Below are 21,834 nucleotides of genomic sequence, written 5' to 3' on the forward strand. Positions count from 1 at the left end.
GAGGGAGGCTTTCCATGCAGAAGATTTACGACAGCCCTCGGGTCGCACTGGATGGCTTGTTGTTCGACGGCATGACGATCATGTCGGGCGGGTTCGGGCTCTCGGGTAATCCCGAGAGCCTGATCCCAGAAATTCGGGCATCGGGCGTCAAGGACCTGACCGTCATCTCCAACAATGCGGGGGCCGATGGTTTCGGCCTGTGGATGCTGCTGGAAAGCCGCCAGATCCGGAAGATGATCTCGTCCTATGTGGGCGAGAACAAGCTGTTCGAAAGCCAGTATCTCTCGGGCGAACTCGAACTGGAACTGAACCCGCAGGGCACGCTGGCGGAACGCATCCGGGCGGGCGGCGCGGGCATCCCGGCCTTCTACACCAAAACGGGCGTCGGCACCGTCGTTGCCGAGGGCAAGCCGGTCGAGACGTTCGAGGGCGAGGACTATGTCCGCGAGACATGGCTGCGCGCCGATCTGTCGATCATCAAGGCCTGGCGGGCCGACCCGGCGGGCAATCTGATGTTCCGCAAGACCGCGCGCAACTTCAACCCGAACATGGCGACGGCCGGCAAGGTAACGGTCGTGGAGGTCGAGGAAATCGTGCCCGAAGGCAGCTTCGATCCCGACTGCATCCACACGCCGGGCATCTATGTCGACCGCATCCTCCTCTCGACCGTCAACGAGAAGCGGATCGAGAAGCTGACCACCCGCGAAAGGGAGACTGCATGATGAGCTGGACCCGCGACGAGATGGCGGCGCGTGCCGCAAAGGAACTGCGCGACGGCTATTATGTGAATCTGGGCATCGGCATCCCGACGCTGGTGGCCAATCATGTTCCGCAAGGCGTCAACGTCACGCTCCAGAGCGAGAATGGCATGCTGGGTATCGGCCCCTTCCCCTATGAGGGCGAAGCGGACCCCGATCTTATCAACGCCGGCAAGCAGACGATCACTGCGCTGCCGACCTCCAGCTTCTTCTCCTCGGCGGACAGCTTCGCGATGATCCGGGGCGGGCATATCGACATGGCCGTGCTGGGCGCGATGGAGGTGGCCGCCAATGGCGACCTCGCCAACTGGACCATCCCCGGCAAGATGGTGAAGGGCATGGGCGGCGCCATGGATCTGGTCGCGGGCGTCAAGCGCGTGGTCGTGGTCATGGACCATGTGTCGAAGAACGGCAGCCCCAAGATCCTCGAAACCTGCACCCTGCCGCTCACCGGCAAGGCCGTGGTCGACCTCATCATCACCGACCTGGGCGTGATCGCGGTGGACCGCAAGGCCGGAGGGCTGACCCTCGTCGAAACCGCGCCCGGCGTCAGCGTCGAGGAGATCGTGGCCAAGACCGGCGCGCCGCTCGTCATCAACGAGGCCGTCGCCGCATGAGCGAGGCCTTTCTCTGCGACGCCGTTCGCACGCCCATTGGCCGCTATGCCGGTGCGCTGGCGTCCGTCCGCGCCGATGACCTCGCCGCGATCCCGATCAAGGCGCTCATCGAACGCAGCGGAATCGATCCCGCCGCCATCGACGATGTGATCCTGGGCAGCGCCAACCAGGCGGGCGAGGATAATCGCAACGTCGCGCGCATGGCCGCGCTGCTGGCCGGCCTGCCCGACAGCGTGGGTGGCTCGACCGTCAATCGCCTCTGCGCCTCCGGTCTGGACGCGGTGGGTTCGGCGGCGCGGGCGATCCGGTCGGGCGATGCCGACCTGATGATCGCGGGCGGCGTGGAAAGCATGAGCCGCGCCCCCTTCGTCATGCCTAAGGCGGAAAGCGCCTATTCGCGCAGCAACGCCATTTACGACACCACCATCGGCTGGCGTTTCGTCAATCCGAGGATGAAGGCGCTGTACGGCGTCGATTCCATGCCGGAGACGGGCGAGAATGTCGCCAGCGACTTTAGCATCTCGCGCGCGGACCAGGACGCTTTCGCCCTGCGCAGCCAGCAGAAGGCGGCCGCCGCGCAGGCAGCCGGCTATTTCGCAGAGGAAATCGCATCGGTCGTCATCACCGACCGCAAGGGCCGGGAAACGATTGTCGATACGGACGAGCATCCGCGCGCCGACACGACCATCGAAACGCTGGCGAAGCTCAAGCCCGTGGTCCGGCCGGACGGGACGGTGACGGCGGGCAATGCGTCGGGCGTCAATGACGGCGCGGCGGCAATGATCCTCTCCAATGAAGCCGCGGTCCAGCGCCATGGCCTGAAGCCCCGCGCCCGTATCCTGGGCATGGCGAGCGCCGGCGTTCCGCCGCGCATCATGGGCATCGGGCCCGTACCCGCCACGCAGAAGCTGATGGCGCGGCTGGGCCTGGCCATCGACCGTTTCGACGCGATCGAACTCAATGAGGCATTTGCCAGTCAGGGTCTGGCGGTGCTGCGCGGTCTGGGCATTGCCGACGATGATGCGCGGGTCAATGCCAATGGCGGCGCGATCGCGCTGGGGCATCCGCTGGGCATGTCGGGCGCGCGCATCCTGATGACGCTGGTGCATCAGTTGGAGAAAACGGGTGGCAGGCTTGGTCTGGCGACGCTGTGCATCGGTGTCGGTCAGGGGCTGGCGGTCGCGGTGGAGCGGGTATGATGGCTAAGCAGTTTGCCGCCATGGGCGACGGATGCCGCATCGCCTGGCGTTTCGATGGGCCGGAAGACGCGCCCGTGCTGTTGCTGTCCAACTCGCTCGGCACCGACATGGGCATGTGGGCGCCGCAAATGGCGCATTGGACGCAGAACTTCCGCGTCCTGCGCTACGACCAGCGGGGCCACGGCGCGTCGGATGCGCCGGCGGGCGCCTATTCCATCGACCGGCTCGGCCGCGATGTCGTCGAACTGCTCGACGCGCTGAAGATCGAGACGGTCGATTTCTGCGGCCTGTCGCTGGGCGGCATGACCGGGCAATGGCTGGGCATCCGCGAGCCGCAGCGTCTGCGGCGGCTAGTCCTGGCCAATACGTCCAGTTTCATGGGGCCGCCCTCGGCCTGGGATGCGCGCATCCAACTGGTGCGCGAACAGGGGATGGCGCCGTTAGCGGACGCATCGGTCCAGCGCTGGTTCACCCAGAGCTTCGCCGCGACCGGGCAGGACGCCATCGCGCCCATCGGCGCCATGCTTCAGCTGACCCGGCCTCAGGGCTATGCCGGTTGCTGCGCCGCGATCCGCGACATGGACCTGCGCCGCCCGGTCGCGATGATCGAAACGCCCACGCTGGTCATTGGCGGGACGCAGGACCCTGCTACGCCGCCGCCGCACAGCGAAGCGCTGGCCCATGCCATCGCCGGTTCGCAACTGGTGATGCTGGAAGCCGCGCATCTCGCCAATGTCGAATGCCCGGAGGCGTTCGCTCAGGCGGTACTGGAATTTCTGGCCTAGGCCAGCCGGACTCGCATGTCGTCCATTGTCCCCTTATGATGAGGGGACAGGAGTGATGGCATGACCGACGAACCTGCTTCCCCCGTCTGCTACGCGGCGGACGGTTCCGACGCCTATATGGGCTATGCGGAGCGCGATGAAATCCTGGCGGCGCTGAACGAACTGCTCGAAGCGGAAAAGGCGGGTGCCCGCGTCGCGCTGAACAGCAGCAAATCGACGTCCCCGACCGGCTATGCGCCGCTGATGCAGGATGTGCGGAAGGATGAAGCGCATTGGTGCGCCATGCTGACCCGCCACATCCAGCGGATCGGCGGTGTGCCGTCATCTGCCACGGGCGCCTTTCTGGGCAAGGCCATGGCGATCGCGGACCCGCTGGAGCGGCTCGCTTTCCTCAATCGCGGGCAGGCCTGGGTTGTGAAGAGGATCGAGACAATCACGCCGCGCATCCGCGACGAATCGCTGCATGCGGATCTCAGGGACATGGCGGAAAAGCATCGCGTCAATATCGGGATCGCGGACGCGTTTCTGGAAGGGCACGCAGACCGTTGAAATCCCTGGTCAGGGTTCCAGCAGCGCGATAACGGCCCGGCGCACTTGCCGCCTCCGCCGGTCGGGTTCGCTGATTTCGGGAAACGCCTCCTCCCGCATCCGCCGCACGAGGAATCGCAATGCCGCCCGGTCCGGGGATCGGCCTGCACCGATGCTGGCAAGCAGAGCGGGATAGGTCCAGATCGGCGCCGTCACTTGTCCTGTCCCCGGACTATAGGCGTCGGCTCATCCGGCCTGCGTTCGGAAATCCAGAGGAACAAAGCCCCGAAAAGACCGCAAAGCGCGCTCAGCCGGACAAATTCGCTATGGATCACGCCGGTCAGCAACAGGATGGACAGCGGACCGAGCAGCAGCATCGCGGCCCAGCCCCGATGATGCAACCGGGCCGTGAAAGCGGACGCCAGCCAGCACAGCAATCCCGCCGCCGCTACGCTGCCGATGACAAGGGCGATGGATTGAACGATGATGGCCATGACGAACATGAGGCGCCTCTCCTGAGGGCATTTATATCGTAGAGCGATATATCTGTCAAACCTCCGTCCTCCGCTCCGTTCGGAAAACCGGACCCGTCCGCCGGGTTTCGCCGGTGCGCACCTTGTGGCGGGCCTTCAACAAATCCTGCCGCGACAGGATGCCGATCACCTTGCGGCTGTCGCGCTCGACAATGGGGATGCGGCCGATGCCCGACTGGACGATCAGGTCCGCGACCACGCCGCTCGGGCTGTCGGGGAAAGCGGCCGGTTGCGACGCGTCGGACAGGCTTTCGGCCAGGGATGCTGTCCGGTCGATGTCCTCCACCTCCCAGCGCAGCGCATCGCTGCGCGACGCCAGTCCCAACAGGCGCCCTGCCCCATCGACCACGGGATAGCTGCGATGCCGGGCCTGCTCCTCGAAGAAATCGATGGCCGCCGCCACCGTCATGTCGCCCGGCAACGTGTCGGGATTGGCGGTCATCAACTCGCGGACCTGCAACAGATCGAGCGCATCGACGCTATATTCCTGAAAGATATGCCGCCCGCGCCGCGCGATCTTTTCCGTCAGGATCGACCGGCGCATCAGCAGCACGCTGACCGCATAGGCGCCCACGGCCCCGGCGATGCAGAGCGGCAGCGCTTCGAACCGGCCGGTCAGCTCGGCGGCGAACAACGCGCCGGTCATCGGCGCCCGCATCGCCCCGCTCATGATCCCGGCCATGCCGATCATCGCCCAGAAACCGGGATCGCCCGGCAGATAATGCCCCGCCAGACAGCCCAGCGCCCCACCCAGAATCAGCAACGGCGCCAGTACGCCGCCCGACGTCCCCGACCCCAGGGCGACCAGCCAGACCAGCGCCTTCACCGCCAGCAGCGTCACAAGCGCCCGCATCTCCAGACTGTTGCCAAGCAGCGCATGAATATTGGCATAGCCCGCGCCCAACACATGGGGATCGATCAAGCCGCCCAGTCCGACGACCACCGACCCAAAGGCGGGCCACCACATCCAATGCACCGGCAGGCGGTGAAAGCCGTCCTCGATCCGATAGAGCGCCTTCGACAGCAGCGTGGCCTCCAGACCCAGGAGCAGGCCCAGACCCACGGCCCCGGCCAGCGGCCAGATGCCGCCGGGCACGGACAGGTCGGAAGCGAACATCGGCCCGCCGCCGATCAGCCATGGCCGCCAGGCGAAGGACACCAGCACCGCCAGCACCACCGGCACGAAACTGCGCGGCTTCCATTCAAACAGCAGCACTTCGATGGCCAGCAGGATCGCGGCAAGCGGCGTACCGAAAATCGCCGTCATGCCCGCGGCCGCCCCGGCGACCAGCAGGGTCTTGCGCTCCGCCGCGCTCAGGTGGAAACATTGGGCGAAGAGCGATCCGATGGCACCGCCGGTCATGATGATCGGCCCTTCCGCGCCGAAGGGGCCGCCGCTGCCGATGGAGATGGCGGAGGAAACGGGTTTCAGGATCGCAACCTTCAGCGACAGGCGGCTTTCGCCGAAGAGGATCGTCTCTATGGCCTCCGGTATGCCGTGGCCCCGAATTTTCTCCGACCCGTAGCGCGCCATCAGCCCGACGATCAGGCTGCCGATCACCGGGATGACCAGAACGGCCAGCCCGACGGCATTGTCCGCCATGTCGGCATCGGCGAAGGACAGACGGCCATGCCAGAAAAGGTTGGTAGCCAGCGCGATCAGCCGGAGCAAAATCCACGCCCCCGCCGCGCCGCCGCTGCCGACGACCAGCGCCATCGCGGCAAGCATCATCATGCGCCGATCGACGCTGTGATCGCCCAGACTGGGCGCCTCGGTCATGGCGGAGGCTTCCCGAATCATGCAAAGTCCTTTTTGGTAATGTTGCGGCGCAGTTATATCGTAGAGCGATATATATCAAGAGAAGGCGAGCATGCAGGCAGAAACCGCCACACTGAACGACGAAGATTATATCGCCCTTGCGGAATTTCGCTTCGCTCTGCGCCAGTTTCAGGCGTTCAGCGACGACCGCGCGACGCAGATGGGCCTGACGCCGCAACAGCATCAGGCGCTGCTCGCCCTGCGGGCTGTGCCGGCGGCAGATGCGACCGTAGGGTATGTGGCGAAGCGCCTGCTGCTGAAGCCGCACAGCGCGACCGGGCTGGTGGACCGGCTGGAAAAGCTGGGCCTGGTGACACGCCATTCCACGGCGGCGGACCGGCGCCGCGCCCAGTTGCAATTGACGCCGCACGCCCTGGGTCTATTGGCGGACCTGTCGGCAACGCATCGGGATGAGATCAGGCGGCTGCGGCCGTTGCTCGACCAGTTGCTCACCCGTTTTGCATAATAGGGGGCATGGCGCAAAGGCCCGTGCCGTCGATCAAAATGAAGGAGGAAGGATGACCAAAATGCGCGCCCCGATCTGGGTAACAGGCTTCACCGCGCTGGCGCTGGCCGCCATGCCCGCATCGGCCCGCGTGGCCGATGCCAAGGCAGAGCGGATTTCCGGCACCGCCGTCAGGCTGAGCTGGACCGCCGGAAAGGTCGATGTCTATCAGGCCGACCGGCCGGACGCGGATGTCGCCTCGGCCCGGCTGGTTTCCGCCGCCGACACCGATGGGGCGCAGACGGTCCAGGTCGATCCGGTCAAGCGGCCCTATTTCCTGTTGCGCGATCGATCGGACAACAGCGTCGTCACTCTGTCGGAACGGCTTGTGCCGCTCGCCCAGGGATCGAATTTCCGGGACATTGGCGGCTATCGGACGGCGGACGGGCGTCAGGTCAAATGGGGCCTCATCTATCGCTCGGGCGCGTCGGCCATGCTGTCGGCGGACGATCTGGCGAAGGTCCATGCGCTCGGGCTGCGCAACATGGTCGATCTCCGCTCGGATGAAGAACGACAGCTTGCCCCGTCGAAGATCGACGGCGTGCATTATTCGGCCATCGGCTATTCGATGGCGGGGATGATGAAGGGCGATCTGCAGAATGGCGGTGCGCTCTATCGCAATCTGCCGCAGCAGCTTGCGCCCCAGATGCGCCTCGTCTTCGACATTCTGAAGCGGCAGGAGGGGCCGGTCGAATATAATTGCTCGGCCGGGCAGGACCGCACCGGCTTCGCGACGGCGCTGATCCTCTCGGCGCTGGGTGTCCCGCGTGAGGTGATCCTGGCGGATTATCATCTTTCGACCGCCTATCGCCAGCCGCGTTTCGAACTGCCGCCAATCAACGCCGCGCTCTATCCCGACAATCCGGTGGCGCAGATGTTCGCGCGGTTCCAGAGCAATCCCGCCGCCAAAGCCGAACCGCTCAAGGACGCGGACGGCAAGGCCTTCCTCTCCAGCGCGTTCGAGGAGATCGACAGCCACTGGGGCTCGGTCGAAAACTATCTCCAGCAGGAAGTCGGCGTCAGCGCCGTGGATATCGCCGCGCTCAAGCAGGCTTATCTGCAATAAGATCCCGTCCGGCGCCTGAACATTTCCAAGGTGGGGCGATGCCGACGCATCGCTCCACCTTGCTGTTATACCATCGCGCTCGGTCTTCGACCGATCACAAGTGGGTTTCGCTCAGGCGCCGCGCGGGCTTTACCAAGGTCCGATGAGGCAAACTCATCGCGCCTTGGTATACGCCTCGCTGCCGGTCAGGGCGCCCAGCAGAGCGCCGATGGTCGGCGGCAGGCCCACGACGATGGGCAATTGCTTGACGATGATCGTGATCGCCAGCCCGAACGCGAAACCACGCAACACCGGGCGCGATATGAAGCTGGCAAGCCCCCCCAGTCGCGCGACAGCCATGGTGCAGAACATCGCGCCGACCATGGCGACCACCAGCGTCGCGACCGTCCCCTTCGGCCCGGCATCGGGCGGGAGCGCCGCCAGCGCTGCCGCCAGGATCGCGGCGGAGGACGAGGTCGGGGAAATGATGGCAAAGCGGCTGCGCCCCAGGACCAGATAGGCGATGCACCCGGCCACGGCGGCCACAATCGCGCGTTGCGGCGGCAAACCCGCTATCCCGGCATAGGCAATCGCCTCCGGCAGCATCAGGCCCGCAATCGAAAGCCCGGCGATGGCATCGCGCCTGTGCATGGGTCATCCTCCGCTCGGCTTGCCCCATAGCTGGGACACAGTGTCGCAAGCATCACGCGCGGCGGCAAGAGCGCGTTGTTTGGCGCTATTTCTTAACCGGCGATCCTTTTCGACCGCTTGGAAAATCGCTCTAGGGTGTGTGGGGATTGAGTTCAGGGTGAGGCGAAAATGGTGGCGTTCGAGAACCGGCGCGCAGCGTACTTAAGTACGTGAGCACCGGAAGCGCAGAAAGCCGCAATTTGCAGCCCGCCATGGGCTGAATCCCCACACACCCTAGAATGGGCGCGGCTGGAGAATAGCGTCCTGCCGCTTTTCCGGGCGGATGTAGATGGAGGTGAGTTCGGGAATGGCCGCCCTCATGGCGCTTTCCAGTTCCTCGATCAGGCTTTCCGCCCGGCCCATGCCCAACTCGTCGGCAAAATCGGCACTGATCGCCACGAATACCGCGTCGGGCGCCGTATGGATGGTGCGGATATGGTTGACGGCGGTGATTTCCGGCCGCTGGTCGAGCAAATGCCAAACGGTCTGGATAATGGCGGGATCGGCGCTTTCCCCGATCAGCAGCCCCTTGGCCTCGCGCGCCAGCAGCACTGCCACCCCGCCCAGCACCAGCCCGATGGCGATGGAGGCAACGCCGTCCAGCCGGGGCGCCGCGAAATAATGGCTGGCCCAGACCCCCATCGCGGCGAAGACCAGCCCGACCAGCGCCGCGCTGTCCTCGAACAGGACAATGAAGCCTGCCGGGTCCTTGGAACGGCGGATCGATTGCCACCAGCTGCTCGGTCCCCGCTTGCGACCGAATTCGCGCACCGCAATCGTCCAGCTGCTGCCCTCCAGCAAGAAGGCGATGGCGAGGACGGCGTAGTTCACGCCCGGATCGCGCAGCGGTTCCGGCTGCTCGATATGGACCCATCCTTCATAGACCGACACGCCGGCGCCCACCGCGAAGATCAGGATCGCCACGACGAAGGCCCAGAAATAGAGTTCCCGACCATAACCGAAAGGATGGGCGGCATCGGCGGGCCGCTTCGCCTGCACCTGACCGTACAGCAGCAGCAACTGGTTGCCGCTGTCGACCAGCGAATGAACGCCCTCCGTCAGCATGGAGGACGATCCGGTCAGCGCAGCCGCCACGAACTTGGCGATGGCGATCCCGACATTGGCCAGCAGCGCGCCGTATAAAACGATATTGTCCCGGAAATGCGCGGCGCGCCCCGTTCTCGCCATGCCGCTCAGCCCGGATGGAGGCTGGGATGAAATTCAGGAATCGCTGCCATCATGCGCGCATCTCCTTTCCGCATCGGACGAGAACTCCCGGATGCGAAGAGAGTTCTGCGGAACGTAGAGGAGATTCACCCTGACGCAAACGCCAGACATGCTCCACCTGGACGCACTACATTCTGGATGAAGGGCGGATGGAACGCCGCTCCACGTCAATGCGTTGGTTCAGCGGATATGGTTCAGGAGGTTTTCATATGGGAAGAGGTTGCTTGCTCTGGCTGCTGGGCGTTCCCTTGCCACTCGTCCTCATCATCTGGTTTTTCTTCTTCCGCTGATCTTTGGCGCGTCATCCGATCGGCAGAATATCGGTCATCCGGTTGACGCGGGCGGTTCGCTGATAAAATATCGGCTCAGGGCGGAAATGCGCCGCTCGTAAAAGGACTGCGACTTGAAGATTGGCTGGGCAATCGCCCTTCCAGCGCTGTTATTTTCGCCGGGCTTCGTCGCACAGGCCTATGCCGAAACCTATTATGTCGATGCCAATCGCGGGGACGATCGTTCCAGCGGAACGCGCGAGGACCAGCCCTGGCGGTCCTTGGCGCGGCTGGGCGATTTTCCCTTCCAGCCTGGCGACCGCATTCGGCTGATGGCAGGGTCCGTCTGGAAGGAACCCTTGACGCTCCGGCGGTCGGGCAGGGCGGGCGCGCCCATCATAGTCGAGGCGGCCGGACAAGGCCCCAGGCCGCGCATCGATGTGGGCGGCGTCTCCCCCTACGCCATCGGGGTGATCGACGCGGGTCATGTCACGGTCGAGGGGTTGGAAGTCACCAATGACGCGCCCGTGCCGGCGCACCGCATCGGCGTGCTGGTATCGGCCGAAAATCGCGGCGTGACGCGGGGCATCCGCATCAGCGACATCTACGTTCATGATGTTCGCGGCACCAATGATCGCAAGGACAATGGCGGCATCCTGTTCCGCGCGACCGGAAAGCAACGGGCAACCCGTTTCCAGGATTTGAGGATCGAGCGGAATATCCTGTGGCGGGTCGATCGTTCAGGCATCGCCGGGATCAGCGACCGGGTGTCTGCGTCGAACTGGTTTCCCAGCAGGAATGTCGTCATTCGGGACAATTATCTGGAGGATATTGGCGGAGACGGCATCGTGCCACGCGGCACGGACGGCGCGCTGATCGAACATAATATCGTGCGCTATGCCGGCAGCAGGGCGCCCGGCTACAACGCCGGAATCTGGCAGTGGAGCACGGACAACAGCCTGATCCAACTGAACGAGGCGGCCTTCACGCGCACGCGCTATGACGGCCAGGGTTTCGATTCCGACTTCAACTCGCGCCGGACGACCTTCCTCTACAATTACAGCCATGACAATGCGGGCGGCTTTCTGCTGATCTGCTCGCCCCGGCGCGACGGCAGCGACAATCTGGGCAATCGCGGCACGCGGGCCCGGTTCAACGTCAGCCGAAATGACGGAACGCGGATATTCCAGCTTTCCGGCAATGTGTCGGACGTGCTGATCGAAAATAATGTGATCCATGTCGGCAAGGCGATGGACATTCAGATGGTGGTCGCCACCCAATGGAATGGATGGGCGCGCAAGGTCCGCTTCGTCGGCAACAGCTTCAAGGTCGCGGGCACGGCGCGCTATGGCCGCGAAAGCGGACGAAGCGGTCCCGATTATCTGATCCAGGCGGGCTTTGCTCCCGTCCGGTCCATCCGTTTCAAGCGGAACAGCTATCTGGGCAGCCATGTCGATCTGCCGCCGGACGGATTTGGCCAGCCTTCCATCCCCTATGAGGAACCGGCTTTGGATTGGCAGGTCCCAACGTTCGATCCTGCAAGACCGGAGGGATTTTCCGATTTTCTCGACCGCCATCGGGCCTGGATGCTGGCCATGCTGCAACGGGAACTGGGAAGGCCGATCCTGTTGCAGCAGCCGCGCCGCAATTCGATCTTCCAGGCGCGGCGCTAATAGCAAGGCGCGATGAGTTTGACTCATCGGACATTGGTAAAGCCCGCGCGGCACCTGCGCGAAACCCACTTGTGATCGGTCGAAGATCGAGCGCGATGGTATAAGAAGGACGCCGCGCCGTCGTTTCGCTGTTGGACCGGATGGCTCCGGTGCGCTACCGGGGCGGTATGGACAATCCTTCCGCCGAGCGAACGGTTCGCGACAGACTATTGACCCGTGCCGACCTCCAGCGGCTCAGCGGCGAGCATTCGCTCATCGACTGCGATATGGAGGGGGCGGATTTATCGAATCTCGACCTGTCGGGATGGTCTTTCCAGCGCTGCAATCTGCGGAAAGCGGATTTCAGGGGGAGCAGGCTTGAGCGTACGCATTGGCAGTCCTGCCGGGCGCCCTTTGCCGATCTTAGCGGATGCGATCTCAGCGAAGCGGCGTTCGTCGCCAGCGATTTCAATAATGGCTCGTTCAAGCGCGCCCTGCTCGAAGCCGCGCGATTCAGCCAGTGCAAACTCACCGGCGCCGACCTTAGCGAAGTGCGGGCGATCGACCTTGATTTCGAGGAAACGCTGCTCATCAATGCCAAGCTGCCCCGCCTCTCCTTTCGTCGCGCCACGCTGAAACGCGTCGACTTCTCGCAGGCCGATTTGCGCAATTGCGATTTCCGTCAGGCGAATTTCATCGAATCGAGCCTGCGCGAGGCGAATATGCACGGCTGCCGCTTCGACGGCGCCGATCTGCGGGGCGCGGATCTCGGCGGCCTGCGGCTTGTCGATGCCGCACCTTTCCGTGGCGCGACAATATCCCGCGACCAGGCGACGCAGCTTCTCAGCGAACTGGGTCTCCACGTGCGCTGAACGGCACAGCGCGCCTATGCTTCCCGCCAATTCCCCGGCGGGATGCCCTCTATCGTCCAGTCCCCGACGCTCCACCGCACCAGCCGCAGCGTCGGCAGGCCGACCGCGGCGGTCATCCGGCGCACCTGCCGGTTGCGTCCTTCCCGGATCGTCAGCCTGATCCACCCATCCGGCACGGTCTTGCGGAAGCGGACCGGAGGATCGCGGGGCCAAAGCGGCGGCGGAGCGATGGACTCGACTTCGGCGGGCAGCGTCATGCCGTCCTTCAGCCGGACGCCTTGCCTCAGTCGATCCAGCGCGGCCTCCTGCGGATCGCCTTCCACCTGAACAAGATAGGTTTTGGGCATTTTGAACTTCGGATCGGCGATGCGCGCCTGCAACCGGCCATCGTCGGTCAGCAGCAGCAGCCCTTCGCTGTCCAGGTCGAGCCGCCCGGCAGGATAGACGTGCGGCACGTCGATATAGGCGGACAATGTCGGCCGAACGGTGGGAGAACGCGCATCCGTGAACTGCGTCATGACCCCATAGGGCTTGTTGAACAGGATCAGCCGCGCCATGGCTCCTCAATCCTCCTGTTCGAAGGCCAGGCTGCCCTGATCGACCAGCGCCGCCAGCAAATTGAGTGCCGCCGGCGAATGGGTGAGATCGGGCGTGGGGTGCACGCGCTCCCCGGCGCACAGCGCTTCCGCCAGCAGGGCGGTTTCGCCGGCGCATTCGAAACTCTGGCCATCGACGAACAGCAACACCGCCTGCCCACCCTGTCGGATGAAGGAGAAACGGCTCGCCGGGTTCCGGCACAACGGCGTTTGCGCGGTCAGCAAATCGCGCAGATCGGTCCTGTCGATCGCTTCGTCCGGCTGCCAGTCGATGTCGGGATATTTGCGGATGCTGTTATATTCCCCGAACCAGCGCGCGAAGGCGTCGCGATCCAGCATTCGCTCCGCGATCATCCCGTGCAACCGGTCGAGCGCTGACGAGGAAATCTCGCCGGGATTGTCCTGCGCCTGCAAATCCGGATCGGCATAGCGGTCGTCCTCCTGCATCCGTTCGACGACATGATCGCACCAGTCCGCGATCAGTTCGCTGCGCGAGGGCGCGCGAAAGCCGATCGAATAGGTCATGCAATCGTCACCGACTGCAACTCCGTCATGGGCGAAACCGGGCGGCACATATAATATGTCGCCGGGTTCCAGCACCCATTCGTCCGTGGCGTCGAATTCCGCGAGCAGGCGTAGATCGTCATGCGGCCGCAGGGGAGTGGATTCATCGCAGCGCGGCCCCACCCTCCAGCGGCGCCTGCCCAGCCCCTGAAGCAGGAACACGTCATATTGGTCGAAATGCGGCCCCACGCCTCCCCCATCCGTGGCATAGCTGACCATCACATCGTCGATGCGCCAGTTGGGAATGAAACGGAACGGATCGATGAGCGCGGCCACATCGGGCACGTGATGATCCACCGCCTGCACCAGCAGGGTCCATGGCTGTCGGCCCAGCTTCGCAAATCGGCTGGCGGCGAACGGGCCGTGCGCCAGCGTCCAGCTATCGCCCGCCTGCTCGATCAACCGCGATTCGGCATCATCCTCGCAGGCCAGCCCCGCAAGCTCTTCGGGCGCCAGCGGATTGACCCACGCATTCCATGGATTGCGGATCAGCGCAGGCCGCTTCTGCCAATGGTTCCGAAGGAATAGGTCAATGTCGAAAGCGTCAATCTGCATCATGTCCTGCAATGCATGGGGAGCCAGCGCCGGACGCATTGCCCCCATTGGATGCCGGAGTCAAAAATCCGCCTCAGGCCGCGCGCCGGGTGGCGAACCAGATGACATGGCGCGGCCCCTTGCCGTTGCTGCGGGCGCGCACGGCCACCTCGTCCACGGCCAGTCCCGCACGGGCAAGACGGCGGGCAAAGGCGGCATCCGGCGCCGCCGACCATATCGCCAATATGCCGCCGGGCCTGAGCGCCGCCATGGCTGCCGCAATGCCCCGCGCGGAATAGATCCGGTCGTTCGCCTGCCGCACCAGCCCATCGGGCCCATTGTCGACGTCCAGAAGGATCGCGTCGTAAGTCCCTCGCCCCGCCTCGATCACGTCCGCCACATCCGCCTGCAACAGGCGCACGCGCGGATCGTCCAGACAGCCCGCCATCAGATCCGCCATCGGTCCGCGTGCCCAGTCGATGATCTCGGGCACCAGTTCCGCGACCGTGACCTGCCCGTCATGACCCAGCGCAGCCAGCGCGGCGCGCAGGGTGAAGCCCATGCCATAGCCGCCGATCAGCAGGTGCGGCCGCGCCCGGCCGCGCAGCCGATCGCAACTGAGATTGGCCAGCGCCTCCTCCGAGCCGCTCATCCGGCTGCTCATCAGTTCATTGCCCTCAAGCACGATCATGAAGTCCCTGCCACGTCGATAGAGGGTCAGTTCCGCTCCGCCCGGCACCTTGGCCGATCCGATAAATTCGCGCGCCTGCATGTCACTTTCTCTCGGGTTCGGCATCCATCCGCCGCCGCCGGGGGTTTACGGCAAGGGGCCTCCGCGTCAAAGGAGGAAAAATGCGATATTTCCTCGATACCGAATTCAATGGCTTTGCCGGTGAACTGATCAGCCTGGCGCTCGTACCCGAATATGGCGACCAGGACTTCTACGTCTCCCTTCCGCTGCCCGCAGACATTCATCCCTGGGTCGCGCAGAATGTGATTCCCTATCTCCGCTTCGTGCCGCCTGGCGTCGACCATGAATTGAACCGGGTCGATGCGGCGCGGCATCTGGAGGCCTATCTGGCGAGCGATCGCGATCCGGTCGTCATCGCGGACTGGCCGGACGATCTGGCCCATTTCTGCGCGCTTCTCACGACCGGGCCGGGCGAGATGATCGACCTGAACGGCCTTCGCCTGGAACTTATCAACGGCGCGGGGTTCAGCGCGGCCGCGAACAGCAGGATGCCGCACAACGCGCTTCACGATGCCCATGCCCTCAAGGATTTCTACCTGGGCTCATTCGTCTGAGCGACGCCATCCCCATTCGTCGCAAATCGATTGCCTTGCATCGGCGGGCAGGCGAAGAGCCGGGCCAGGGCGTGGAGGGCAGAATGTTCGTGAAAATGGGTTCGTTTATGTGCGCGATGGCGCTGGGCGTGACGCTGCTGCCGACGGCGGCGTGGGCGGACGACCCGCACGATCCGACGATGCGCAGCGCTGCGGCGCGGGCGCGCGACCGTGCCATCATCAAGCAGATGAACCAGCGCCAACTCGCCTATGTCCGTCAGCGGGACGCCCGGAACCGGCCGACCTACCGCGTGCGGCAGCGCGACCGTGACGCCTATGCCGACGCCCGCGCCGACTATGACCGGCAGATGGCGTCGTGGCGCCGCGCGGTCGCCGCCTGCAACGCGGGCCGCTGGGAATATTGCGACAATTGAGATTAGGCGGCATGTCTCCCGTAAATCGGGAGCATGGTCAGACGAGCGGCTCTTCCTCTTCGGCCCTTGCCGGACCGTCCTGCCCGATCGTCCGCGCCGCAAAGTCCTGAAATGCCTGGAACGCGTGGGTCTGCTGCGTGTCGCGGCGGCTGACCATGCTGAAGACGCGGGTGAAGCGCAATTCCGGCACGTCCAGCGCCGCCAGTTCGCCGCGCCCGATCTCTTCCTCCACGGACAGGCGTGACAGGCAGGCAAGGCCGGCGCCATGCGCGACCGCCCGCTTCACCGCCTCCACGCTGTCGGTTTCCAGCAGGATATTGAGGGAGCTGATATATTTGAGGGCCTCGACGGTGAAGGAGATGCGCTCGCTCGACAGCGTCTTTTCCAGCACCCAGCCCTCCTGCGCCAGATCGGTCAGATGCACCGTTCCGCGTCGCGCCAGCGGGCTGTCCGGCGCGGCGCAGATGACCAGCGCGTCGCGCAGCCAGGGGCGGGCGTCCAGATAGCTGGAATTGACCGGCGAGCCGACGAAACCAATGTCGAGCGCCATTTTCCTCACGCCCTCCAGCACGTCCTGCGATGGCAGGATCTTAAGGTCGATCCGCACCTGGGGATGGTGGCGCATGAAATCGGCGCACAGGCGTGGCAGCACATAATTGCCCACCGGCGCCGCGGCGCCGATGCGCAGCCGCCCGCGCAATTCCTCCGGCATGGACAAGGCTTCCATATCGGCGACCTGCACCAGAACCGCCCGCGCCATTTCCAGCATCGTGCGTCCCCGATCCGTCAGGGTGAGCCGTCGCCGCGCCCGCGCGAACAGGCTGATTCCCAGATGGGTTTCCAACTCCTTCAGCGACATGCTCGCCGCCGATGGGCTCAGCCCCAGTTCTTCGGACGCCTTGACGATGCTGCCTTCCCGCGCGACCGCTTCGAACACGGCAAGCTGACGAAGTGTGATCCGCACCTGAGCCCTCTGCAAAAATATCTCCCCTTCCCTATCACGCAATGGCCAGCACGCTGGTCAGGATATTGCGGACCAGTTCCGCCTGCCCCCGCGATCCGGTCTTGGAATAGACCTTCTTCGAATAGTTCCGCGCGGTTTCCACCGTAATGCCCAGTTCCCGCGCCGCTTCCTGGATCGAAAGCCCGCCCGCAATCGCCCAGGCCAACCGCGCTTCGCTGGGCAGCAGGCCGAACAGGTCCGTCAACTGCTCGCAACGGTCCGCCTGCGACCAGCGGTCGCCGCTCAGATAGGCGATGGCGACCGGCTTGGAACTGGATGAGACCGACTGGCTGTGAATGGGCGCGATCAACATGTCCATCCACGGATCGCGGCTGAGATTGAACGCCTTGGGGCGGGTTTCCACATCCTTGGCCCCATCCTCGGCATAGCGTTTCACCAGCGCCGTCAGTTCGCGATCCAGTGCCGGCGATGCGGGCGTCAGCCGGTCGTAGCGGCCGCGCCGCAGCACCGTCGTTCGCTGGAAAAGCTGGTCGACATGGGGCGTCATGTCGATGATGCGGCAGCGCGCATCGAGCGTCAGCCAGCCGAAATTCAGCCGCCCGAACGCCTCCGACGTCACGGACGAACGGAACCGCTCCCGCTCGAAAGCGACGAAACTGCGCAGCGCGATCCGCAAATGCGGCACCAGCGCGGTCAACAGCGAGCCGACGGCGGTGCCAATCTCCCGCCCGCCCACGCAGCCCAGCCACGCATCGACGCCGCTCGGTTCCGTCACCCGAACGGAGCGCATGTTCGTCATGCCCTGCGGCAGCATGAGTTCTTCATGGAAAGACCGATGGACCGGATTTTTGGGGTCGATCAATTCCTCCAGCGAATAGACGCGCCCTTCACGCATGTGCCGGTAGGCCAGCGGATCGCGGGCATATTTTTCCACGAACAGCGTACGGATGTCAGCCGGCGGCGTCGCCCCCGCAAACAGTTCGATCACCGTATCCTCGTCGATGGTACGGAAAATGAGCGTCACGTAAATCGCGCCCGTGCGCGCGCGCAATTTTTCGAGAAACCCGGTCCATAAGGGTTGCTCGAACATGCCCTCATGAAGAGCCGCCAATAATCCGCCATCGTCCAGTCGCATGGCTATTCTGTATACCCTCCCATATGGGAGGTCCAGCCTTGTCCTTCATCTGCCATCACGGTGTCATAAAAGAAAGTGGGTGAACGATGATCGATTCGAAGAGACTGACGCATCTTCAGCGTCTGGAGGCGGAGAGCATCCATATATTGCGAGAGGTTGTCGCCGAGGCTGAGAAGCCGGTGATGCTGTATTCGGTGGGCAAGGACAGCGCGGTGATGCTGCATCTGGCGCGCAAGGCTTTTTATCCCTCGCCGCCGCCCTTCCCGCTGCTGCACGTCGACACGACCTGGAAGTTCAAGGAAATGTACAAGCTGCGCGACCGCATGGCGCGCGAGAGCGGCATGGAACTGCTGGTCTATCACAATCCCGAAGCGCAGGAACGCGGCATCAACCCGTTCGACCACGGCGCCCTCCACACTGACATGTGGAAGACCGAAGGGCTGAAGCAGGCGCTCAACCTCTACGGTTTCGACGCAGCCTTCGGCGGCGCGCGCCGCGACGAGGAAAAGAGCCGCGCCAAGGAGCGCATCTTCTCCTTCCGCACCGCCTCGCACGGCTGGGACCCCAAGAACCAGCGGCCGGAACTGTGGAATCTCTACAACGCCCGCAAGAACAAGGGCGAGAGCATCCGCGTCTTCCCGATCAGCAACTGGACCGAGCTGGACATCTGGCAATATATCCACCTGAACGACGTTCCCATCGTGCCGCTCTATTTCGCCGACCAGCGCCCGACGGTGGAGCGCGACGGCATGCTGCTGATGGTCGATGACGAACGCTTCCCGCTGAAGGAAGGCGAGGAGCCGGTGATGCGCTCGATCCGCTTCCGCACGCTCGGCTGCTATCCGCTGACCGGCGCGGTCGAGAGCACGGCCAAGACGCTGCCTGAAGTGATCCAGGAAACTTTGCTCACCACCACGTCCGAGCGGCAGGGCCGCGCCATCGACAAGGATGCTGGCGGCGCCGGCATGGAGAAGAAGAAGCAGGAAGGGTATTTCTGAGTCGGGCGTTGCCCGGCTCGGCCCCAGCGTATGCTTGGGTCTCAGGCCTTGGGCAGACCATCGCCTTCTCAACCCCTCCCCCAGATCAACGAGATTCCAGCCTTCGCTGGGATGACGAGGTAGCGACATGACTGATACGCTCACCAAGACCGACGAACCCATCTACAAGACCGACGCCCTCATTGCCGAGGACATCGACCAGTATCTCGAAACGCACCAGCACAAGACGATGCTGCGCTTCATCACCTGCGGGTCGGTGGACGACGGCAAGTCGACGCTGATCGGCCGCCTGCTCTACGACAGCAAGATGATCTTCGAGGATCAGTTGGAGGCGTTGCAGTCGGATTCCAAGAAGGTCGGCACCCAGGGGCAGGACATCGACTTCGCCCTCCTCGTCGACGGCCTTGCCGCCGAACGCGAACAGGGCATCACCATCGATGTCGCCTATCGCTTCTTCAACACCGAAAAGCGCAAGTTCATCGTCGCCGACACGCCCGGCCATGAGCAGTACACGCGCAACATGGTCACCGGCGCCTCGACCGCCGATCTGGCCGTCATCCTGATCGACGCTCGCAAGGGCGTGCTGACGCAGACCCGCCGCCACAGCTATCTGGCGCATCTGATCGGCATCAAGAACATCGTTCTGGCGATCAACAAAATGGACCTGGTCGACTATGACCAGGCGGTCTATGACGGCATCCTGAAGGATTATACCGAGTTCGCGAACAGCATCGGCATCAAGGCCTTCACCCCGATCCCGATTTCCGGCTTCAAGGGCGACAATATCACCGGCCCGTCGGAAAACACCCCCTGGTACAAGGGACCGGCGCTGATCGAGCATCTGGAAACGGTCGAGGTCGATCAGGTTTCCGATCAGGAAAAGCCGTTCCGCATGGCGGTGCAGTGGGTTAACCGGCCCAATCTCGACTTCCGCGGCTTCAGCGGTCAGATCGCGACCGGCACGGTGCGTCCGGGCGATGCCGTTCGCGTGCTGCCCTCGGGCAAGACCAGCACGGTCACGCGGATCGTGACGCTGGACGGCGACCTGGATGTCGCGGTTGCGGGCCAGTCGGTGACGCTCTGCTTCGCGGACGAAGTCGACTGCTCGCGCGGCGACGTGATCGCGGCGTCGGACAACCCGCCGCAGGCCGCCGACCAGTTCGAAGCCACCATCGTCTGGATGGCGGATGAGGAAATGCTGCCGGGCCGTCCCTATTGGCTGAAGATCGGCACGCAGACCGTCACCGCGACGGTCCAGCACCCGAAATATCAGGTCAATGTCAACACGATGGAGCATCTGGCGGCCAAGACGCTGGAACTCAACGCCATCGGCGTCGCGAACCTGTCGACCGACAAGCAGATCGTGTTCGAACCCTATGAGCAGAACCGCACGCTGGGCGGCTTCATCCTGATCGACAAGATCACCAACGCCACTGTGGCGGCGGGGATGCTGCACTTCAGCCTGCGTCGCGCGCAGAACGTCCATTGGCAGGCGACCGATGTCAGCCGCGACTTCCACGCCAATCTCAAGAACCAGAAGCCGGCCGTGCTTTGGTTCACGGGGCTGTCGGGCGCGGGCAAGTCGACCATCGCCAATCTGGTCGAGAAGAAGCTCGCCCGGATGAACCGCCACACCTTCCTGCTCGACGGCGACAATGTGCGTCATGGGCTGAACAAGGATCTGGGCTTCACCGATGCCGACCGGGTGGAAAATATCCGCCGCGTGGGCGAAGTCGCCAAGCTCATGACCGATGCGGGGCTGATCGTGATCACCGCCTTCATCTCGCCCTTCCGGGCGGAGCGCGACATGGTGCGCTCGATGATGCAGCCCGGCGAGTTCATCGAGGTGCATATCGACACCCCGCTGGCCGAGGCGGAGAAGCGCGACGTCAAGGGCCTTTACAAGAAGGCGCGGTCCGGGGAACTCAAGAACTTCACCGGCATCGACAGCCCCTATGAGGCGCCGCACGATCCGGAGATCCACATCGACACCACCGGCATGACGGCCGAGCAGGCGGCCGATGCCATCATCGCGAGGCTGATCCCGTGAGCGCGGCGATCGAAACGATGACCGACGGTGATCTGGCCGCGCATCTGGCCGAGGTGGCTGGGCGCATATTGCTGGAAGTCCGTGGTTCCGCCCTGTTCAGCGCGAAGGCGCTGGGCAGGGCGGGCGACCAGACCGCCAACCAGTTCCTCTGCCACGCCCTGCGCGAAGTGCGGGGCGAGGACGGGCTGCTCTCGGAAGAAGAGAAGGACAGTGCCGACCGGCTCGCCATGAGCCGGGTGTGGATCGTCGATCCGGTCGACGGCACTCGCGAATATGGCGAAGAACGGAGCGACTGGGCGGTGCATGTGGGGCTGGCGATCGACGGCCAGCCCAGCATCGGCGCGGTCGCGCTGCCGGGACTGGACGGCGGCACGGTGCTGCGCTCTGACCAGCCCCGCGACCTGCCCCCCGCGCCGGACAAGCTGCGCATGGTCGTCAGCCGCACCCGCCCCGCCGCCGAGGCGGTCGCGGTGGCGGAACAGCTGGGCGCCGAACTCGTCCCCATGGGATCGGCGGGCGCCAAGGCGATGGCGGTCATATTGGGGCAGGCCGACATCTACCTGCATTCGGGCGGCCAATATGAATGGGACAGCATGGCCCCGGTCGCAGTGGCGCTCGCTCACGGCCTCCACTGCTCGCGGATCGACGGATCGCCGCTGGTCTACAATCAGAGCGACGTCTACCTCCCCGATCTGCTGATCTGCCGCAAGGAGCATGCGCAGCAGGTGCTGGCGCTCATCGCGAAGGTTTCGGAGGCCGCTTGAACGGCGGTATCG

Annotated in this window: 24 protein-coding genes; 14 read left to right on the forward strand and 10 right to left on the reverse strand. The window is 64.3% G+C overall.

Features of this window, described 5'->3' with window-relative positions; genetic code table 11:
• Window positions 1-14: 14 nt before the first annotated feature.
• Genes F7P65_RS16960 through F7P65_RS16980 form a run of 5 tightly spaced genes read left to right on the forward strand, consistent with a single transcriptional unit; the run spans window position 15 to window position 3,908 of the window.
• Entirely contained in the window at window positions 15-722 is a 708-nt protein-coding gene (locus F7P65_RS16960) for a CoA transferase subunit A (protein ID WP_150293757.1), read from the forward strand.
• The gene (locus F7P65_RS16965) at window positions 722-1,375 is read left to right on the forward strand and encodes a 3-oxoacid CoA-transferase subunit B (protein WP_150293857.1); all 654 of its coding nucleotides are present in this window, start codon (window positions 722-724) and stop codon (window positions 1,373-1,375) included. Before F7P65_RS16960 ends, F7P65_RS16965 begins: the two co-directional genes overlap by 1 nt.
• Complete coding sequence (gene pcaF / locus F7P65_RS16970) at window positions 1,372-2,574, forward strand: 3-oxoadipyl-CoA thiolase (RefSeq protein ID WP_150293759.1); 1,203 nt, start codon at window positions 1,372-1,374, stop codon at window positions 2,572-2,574. Before F7P65_RS16965 ends, pcaF begins: the two co-directional genes overlap by 4 nt.
• Entirely contained in the window at window positions 2,571-3,359 is a 789-nt protein-coding gene (pcaD, locus tag F7P65_RS16975) for a 3-oxoadipate enol-lactonase (protein WP_150293761.1), read from the forward strand. The genes pcaF and pcaD overlap by 4 nt, the downstream gene beginning before the upstream one ends.
• Window positions 3,360-3,419: 60 nt before the next feature.
• Window positions 3,420-3,908 (forward strand): DUF6306 domain-containing protein, encoded by a 489-nt coding sequence (locus tag F7P65_RS16980; protein ID WP_150293763.1) that lies wholly within the window; start codon window positions 3,420-3,422, stop codon window positions 3,906-3,908.
• A 9-nt stretch (window positions 3,909-3,917) separates the two neighbouring features.
• On the opposite strand, the gene F7P65_RS16985 is transcribed toward F7P65_RS16980, so the two are convergent.
• Genes F7P65_RS16985 through F7P65_RS16995 form a run of 3 tightly spaced genes read right to left on the reverse strand, consistent with a single transcriptional unit; the run spans window position 3,918 to window position 6,221 of the window.
• Window positions 3,918-4,103: a hypothetical protein gene (locus tag F7P65_RS16985; protein ID WP_150293765.1), complete on the reverse strand. Its 186-nt coding sequence runs from the start codon at window positions 4,101-4,103 to the stop codon at window positions 3,918-3,920.
• A complete protein-coding gene (locus tag F7P65_RS16990; protein WP_150293767.1) occupies window positions 4,100-4,390 on the reverse strand; it encodes a hypothetical protein in 291 nt (96 codons plus the stop codon). The genes F7P65_RS16985 and F7P65_RS16990 overlap by 4 nt, the downstream gene beginning before the upstream one ends.
• A 46-nt stretch (window positions 4,391-4,436) precedes the next feature.
• The gene (locus F7P65_RS16995; protein ID WP_150293769.1) at window positions 4,437-6,221 is read right to left on the reverse strand and encodes a chloride channel protein; all 1,785 of its coding nucleotides are present in this window, start codon (window positions 6,219-6,221) and stop codon (window positions 4,437-4,439) included.
• Between the two features lie 70 nt (window positions 6,222-6,291).
• Here F7P65_RS16995 and F7P65_RS17000 point away from each other — a divergent pair, with 70 nt between their 5' ends.
• Together F7P65_RS17000 and F7P65_RS17005 are read left to right on the forward strand one after the other, a co-directional pair.
• On the forward strand, window positions 6,292-6,705 hold the full coding sequence (locus F7P65_RS17000) for a MarR family winged helix-turn-helix transcriptional regulator (RefSeq protein WP_150293771.1): 414 nt from the start codon (window positions 6,292-6,294) through the stop codon (window positions 6,703-6,705).
• A gap of 52 nt (window positions 6,706-6,757) precedes the next feature.
• Window positions 6,758-7,810: a tyrosine-protein phosphatase gene (locus tag F7P65_RS17005; RefSeq protein ID WP_240334355.1), complete on the forward strand. Its 1,053-nt coding sequence runs from the start codon at window positions 6,758-6,760 to the stop codon at window positions 7,808-7,810.
• Between the two features lie 153 nt (window positions 7,811-7,963).
• Here F7P65_RS17005 and F7P65_RS17010 read toward each other — a convergent pair whose 3' ends face one another.
• Entirely contained in the window at window positions 7,964-8,440 is a 477-nt protein-coding gene (locus tag F7P65_RS17010) for a SulP family inorganic anion transporter (RefSeq protein WP_150293773.1), read from the reverse strand.
• 273 nt (window positions 8,441-8,713) lie between these two features.
• Window positions 8,714-9,667 carry a cation diffusion facilitator family transporter gene (locus F7P65_RS17015; RefSeq protein WP_150293775.1) on the reverse strand — a complete coding sequence of 318 codons (954 nt, stop codon included), beginning with the start codon at window positions 9,665-9,667 and terminating at the stop codon, window positions 8,714-8,716.
• Between the two features lie 442 nt (window positions 9,668-10,109).
• Between F7P65_RS17015 and F7P65_RS17020 the strand changes: the two genes are divergently transcribed.
• Both F7P65_RS17020 and F7P65_RS17025 read left to right on the forward strand, forming a co-directional pair.
• A complete protein-coding gene (locus tag F7P65_RS17020) occupies window positions 10,110-11,648 on the forward strand; it encodes a right-handed parallel beta-helix repeat-containing protein (protein ID WP_150293777.1) in 1,539 nt (512 codons plus the stop codon).
• Between the two features lie 167 nt (window positions 11,649-11,815).
• Window positions 11,816-12,499, forward strand: coding sequence for a pentapeptide repeat-containing protein (locus F7P65_RS17025; protein ID WP_150293779.1), 684 nt, complete (start codon window positions 11,816-11,818; stop codon window positions 12,497-12,499).
• A 14-nt stretch (window positions 12,500-12,513) separates the two neighbouring features.
• On the opposite strand, the gene F7P65_RS17030 is transcribed toward F7P65_RS17025, so the two are convergent.
• The 3 genes from F7P65_RS17030 to F7P65_RS17040 form a co-directional block, all read right to left on the reverse strand.
• Entirely contained in the window at window positions 12,514-13,056 is a 543-nt protein-coding gene (locus tag F7P65_RS17030) for a pseudouridine synthase (protein ID WP_150293781.1), read from the reverse strand.
• Between the two features lie 6 nt (window positions 13,057-13,062).
• Window positions 13,063-14,214 (reverse strand): cupin domain-containing protein, encoded by a 1,152-nt coding sequence (locus F7P65_RS17035; RefSeq protein WP_150293861.1) that lies wholly within the window; start codon window positions 14,212-14,214, stop codon window positions 13,063-13,065.
• 73 nt (window positions 14,215-14,287) lie between these two features.
• A complete protein-coding gene (locus F7P65_RS17040) occupies window positions 14,288-14,965 on the reverse strand; it encodes a spermine/spermidine synthase domain-containing protein (protein ID WP_150293783.1) in 678 nt (225 codons plus the stop codon).
• An 80-nt stretch (window positions 14,966-15,045) separates the two neighbouring features.
• On the opposite strand from F7P65_RS17040, the gene F7P65_RS17045 reads away from it, so the two are divergent.
• Together F7P65_RS17045 and F7P65_RS17050 are read left to right on the forward strand one after the other, a co-directional pair.
• Entirely contained in the window at window positions 15,046-15,498 is a 453-nt protein-coding gene (locus F7P65_RS17045; RefSeq protein ID WP_150293785.1) for a 3'-5' exoribonuclease, read from the forward strand.
• 83 nt (window positions 15,499-15,581) lie between these two features.
• Window positions 15,582-15,911, forward strand: a complete 330-nt coding sequence (locus F7P65_RS17050; protein WP_162854684.1) for a hypothetical protein — start codon at window positions 15,582-15,584, stop codon at window positions 15,909-15,911.
• Between the two features lie 37 nt (window positions 15,912-15,948).
• Here F7P65_RS17050 and F7P65_RS17055 read toward each other — a convergent pair whose 3' ends face one another.
• Both F7P65_RS17055 and F7P65_RS17060 read right to left on the reverse strand, forming a co-directional pair.
• Window positions 15,949-16,875: a LysR substrate-binding domain-containing protein gene (locus tag F7P65_RS17055; protein ID WP_162854685.1), complete on the reverse strand. Its 927-nt coding sequence runs from the start codon at window positions 16,873-16,875 to the stop codon at window positions 15,949-15,951.
• 34 nt (window positions 16,876-16,909) lie between these two features.
• Window positions 16,910-18,010, reverse strand: a complete 1,101-nt coding sequence (locus F7P65_RS17060; protein ID WP_150293789.1) for a helix-turn-helix transcriptional regulator — start codon at window positions 18,008-18,010, stop codon at window positions 16,910-16,912.
• 86 nt (window positions 18,011-18,096) lie between these two features.
• On the opposite strand from F7P65_RS17060, the gene cysD reads away from it, so the two are divergent.
• From cysD to F7P65_RS17075, 3 genes are all read left to right on the forward strand, one after another.
• Window positions 18,097-19,008, forward strand: a complete 912-nt coding sequence (gene cysD / locus F7P65_RS17065) for a sulfate adenylyltransferase subunit CysD (RefSeq protein WP_150293791.1) — start codon at window positions 18,097-18,099, stop codon at window positions 19,006-19,008.
• 127 nt (window positions 19,009-19,135) lie between these two features.
• Window positions 19,136-21,058, forward strand: a complete 1,923-nt coding sequence (gene cysN / locus F7P65_RS17070; RefSeq protein ID WP_150293794.1) for a sulfate adenylyltransferase subunit CysN — start codon at window positions 19,136-19,138, stop codon at window positions 21,056-21,058.
• Between the two features lie 17 nt (window positions 21,059-21,075).
• Window positions 21,076-21,822, forward strand: coding sequence for a 3'(2'),5'-bisphosphate nucleotidase CysQ (locus F7P65_RS17075; RefSeq protein ID WP_150293866.1), 747 nt, complete (start codon window positions 21,076-21,078; stop codon window positions 21,820-21,822).
• Window positions 21,823-21,834: the final 12 nt, after the last annotated feature.

Source organism: Sphingobium estronivorans, from assembly GCF_008692605.1.
Classification (GTDB): Bacteria; Pseudomonadota; Alphaproteobacteria; order Sphingomonadales; family Sphingomonadaceae; genus Sphingobium; species Sphingobium estronivorans.

Coding starts and splice junctions, on each gene's coding strand:
- F7P65_RS16960 (WP_150293757.1), top strand. CDS start 15: ATGCAGAAGATTTACGACAGCCCTCGGGTCGCACTGGATGGCTTGTTG.
- F7P65_RS16965 (WP_150293857.1), top strand. CDS start 722: ATGAGCTGGACCCGCGACGAGATGGCGGCGCGTGCCGCAAAGGAACTG.
- pcaF (WP_150293759.1), top strand. CDS start 1,372: ATGAGCGAGGCCTTTCTCTGCGACGCCGTTCGCACGCCCATTGGCCGC.
- pcaD (WP_150293761.1), top strand. CDS start 2,571: ATGATGGCTAAGCAGTTTGCCGCCATGGGCGACGGATGCCGCATCGCC.
- F7P65_RS16980 (WP_150293763.1), top strand. CDS start 3,420: ATGACCGACGAACCTGCTTCCCCCGTCTGCTACGCGGCGGACGGTTCC.
- F7P65_RS16990 (WP_150293767.1), bottom strand. CDS start 4,390: ATGTTCGTCATGGCCATCATCGTTCAATCCATCGCCCTTGTCATCGGC.
- F7P65_RS16995 (WP_150293769.1), bottom strand. CDS start 6,221: ATGATTCGGGAAGCCTCCGCCATGACCGAGGCGCCCAGTCTGGGCGAT.
- F7P65_RS17000 (WP_150293771.1), top strand. CDS start 6,292: ATGCAGGCAGAAACCGCCACACTGAACGACGAAGATTATATCGCCCTT.
- F7P65_RS17005 (WP_240334355.1), top strand. CDS start 6,758: ATGACCAAAATGCGCGCCCCGATCTGGGTAACAGGCTTCACCGCGCTG.
- F7P65_RS17010 (WP_150293773.1), bottom strand. CDS start 8,440: ATGCACAGGCGCGATGCCATCGCCGGGCTTTCGATTGCGGGCCTGATG.
- F7P65_RS17015 (WP_150293775.1), bottom strand. CDS start 9,667: ATGGCGAGAACGGGGCGCGCCGCGCATTTCCGGGACAATATCGTTTTA.
- F7P65_RS17025 (WP_150293779.1), top strand. CDS start 11,816: ATGGACAATCCTTCCGCCGAGCGAACGGTTCGCGACAGACTATTGACC.
- F7P65_RS17030 (WP_150293781.1), bottom strand. CDS start 13,056: ATGGCGCGGCTGATCCTGTTCAACAAGCCCTATGGGGTCATGACGCAG.
- F7P65_RS17035 (WP_150293861.1), bottom strand. CDS start 14,214: ATGCAGATTGACGCTTTCGACATTGACCTATTCCTTCGGAACCATTGG.
- F7P65_RS17040 (WP_150293783.1), bottom strand. CDS start 14,965: ATGCAGGCGCGCGAATTTATCGGATCGGCCAAGGTGCCGGGCGGAGCG.
- F7P65_RS17045 (WP_150293785.1), top strand. CDS start 15,046: ATGCGATATTTCCTCGATACCGAATTCAATGGCTTTGCCGGTGAACTG.
- F7P65_RS17050 (WP_162854684.1), top strand. CDS start 15,582: ATGTTCGTGAAAATGGGTTCGTTTATGTGCGCGATGGCGCTGGGCGTG.
- F7P65_RS17060 (WP_150293789.1), bottom strand. CDS start 18,010: ATGCGACTGGACGATGGCGGATTATTGGCGGCTCTTCATGAGGGCATG.
- cysD (WP_150293791.1), top strand. CDS start 18,097: ATGATCGATTCGAAGAGACTGACGCATCTTCAGCGTCTGGAGGCGGAG.
- cysN (WP_150293794.1), top strand. CDS start 19,136: ATGACTGATACGCTCACCAAGACCGACGAACCCATCTACAAGACCGAC.
- F7P65_RS17075 (WP_150293866.1), top strand. CDS start 21,076: ATGACCGACGGTGATCTGGCCGCGCATCTGGCCGAGGTGGCTGGGCGC.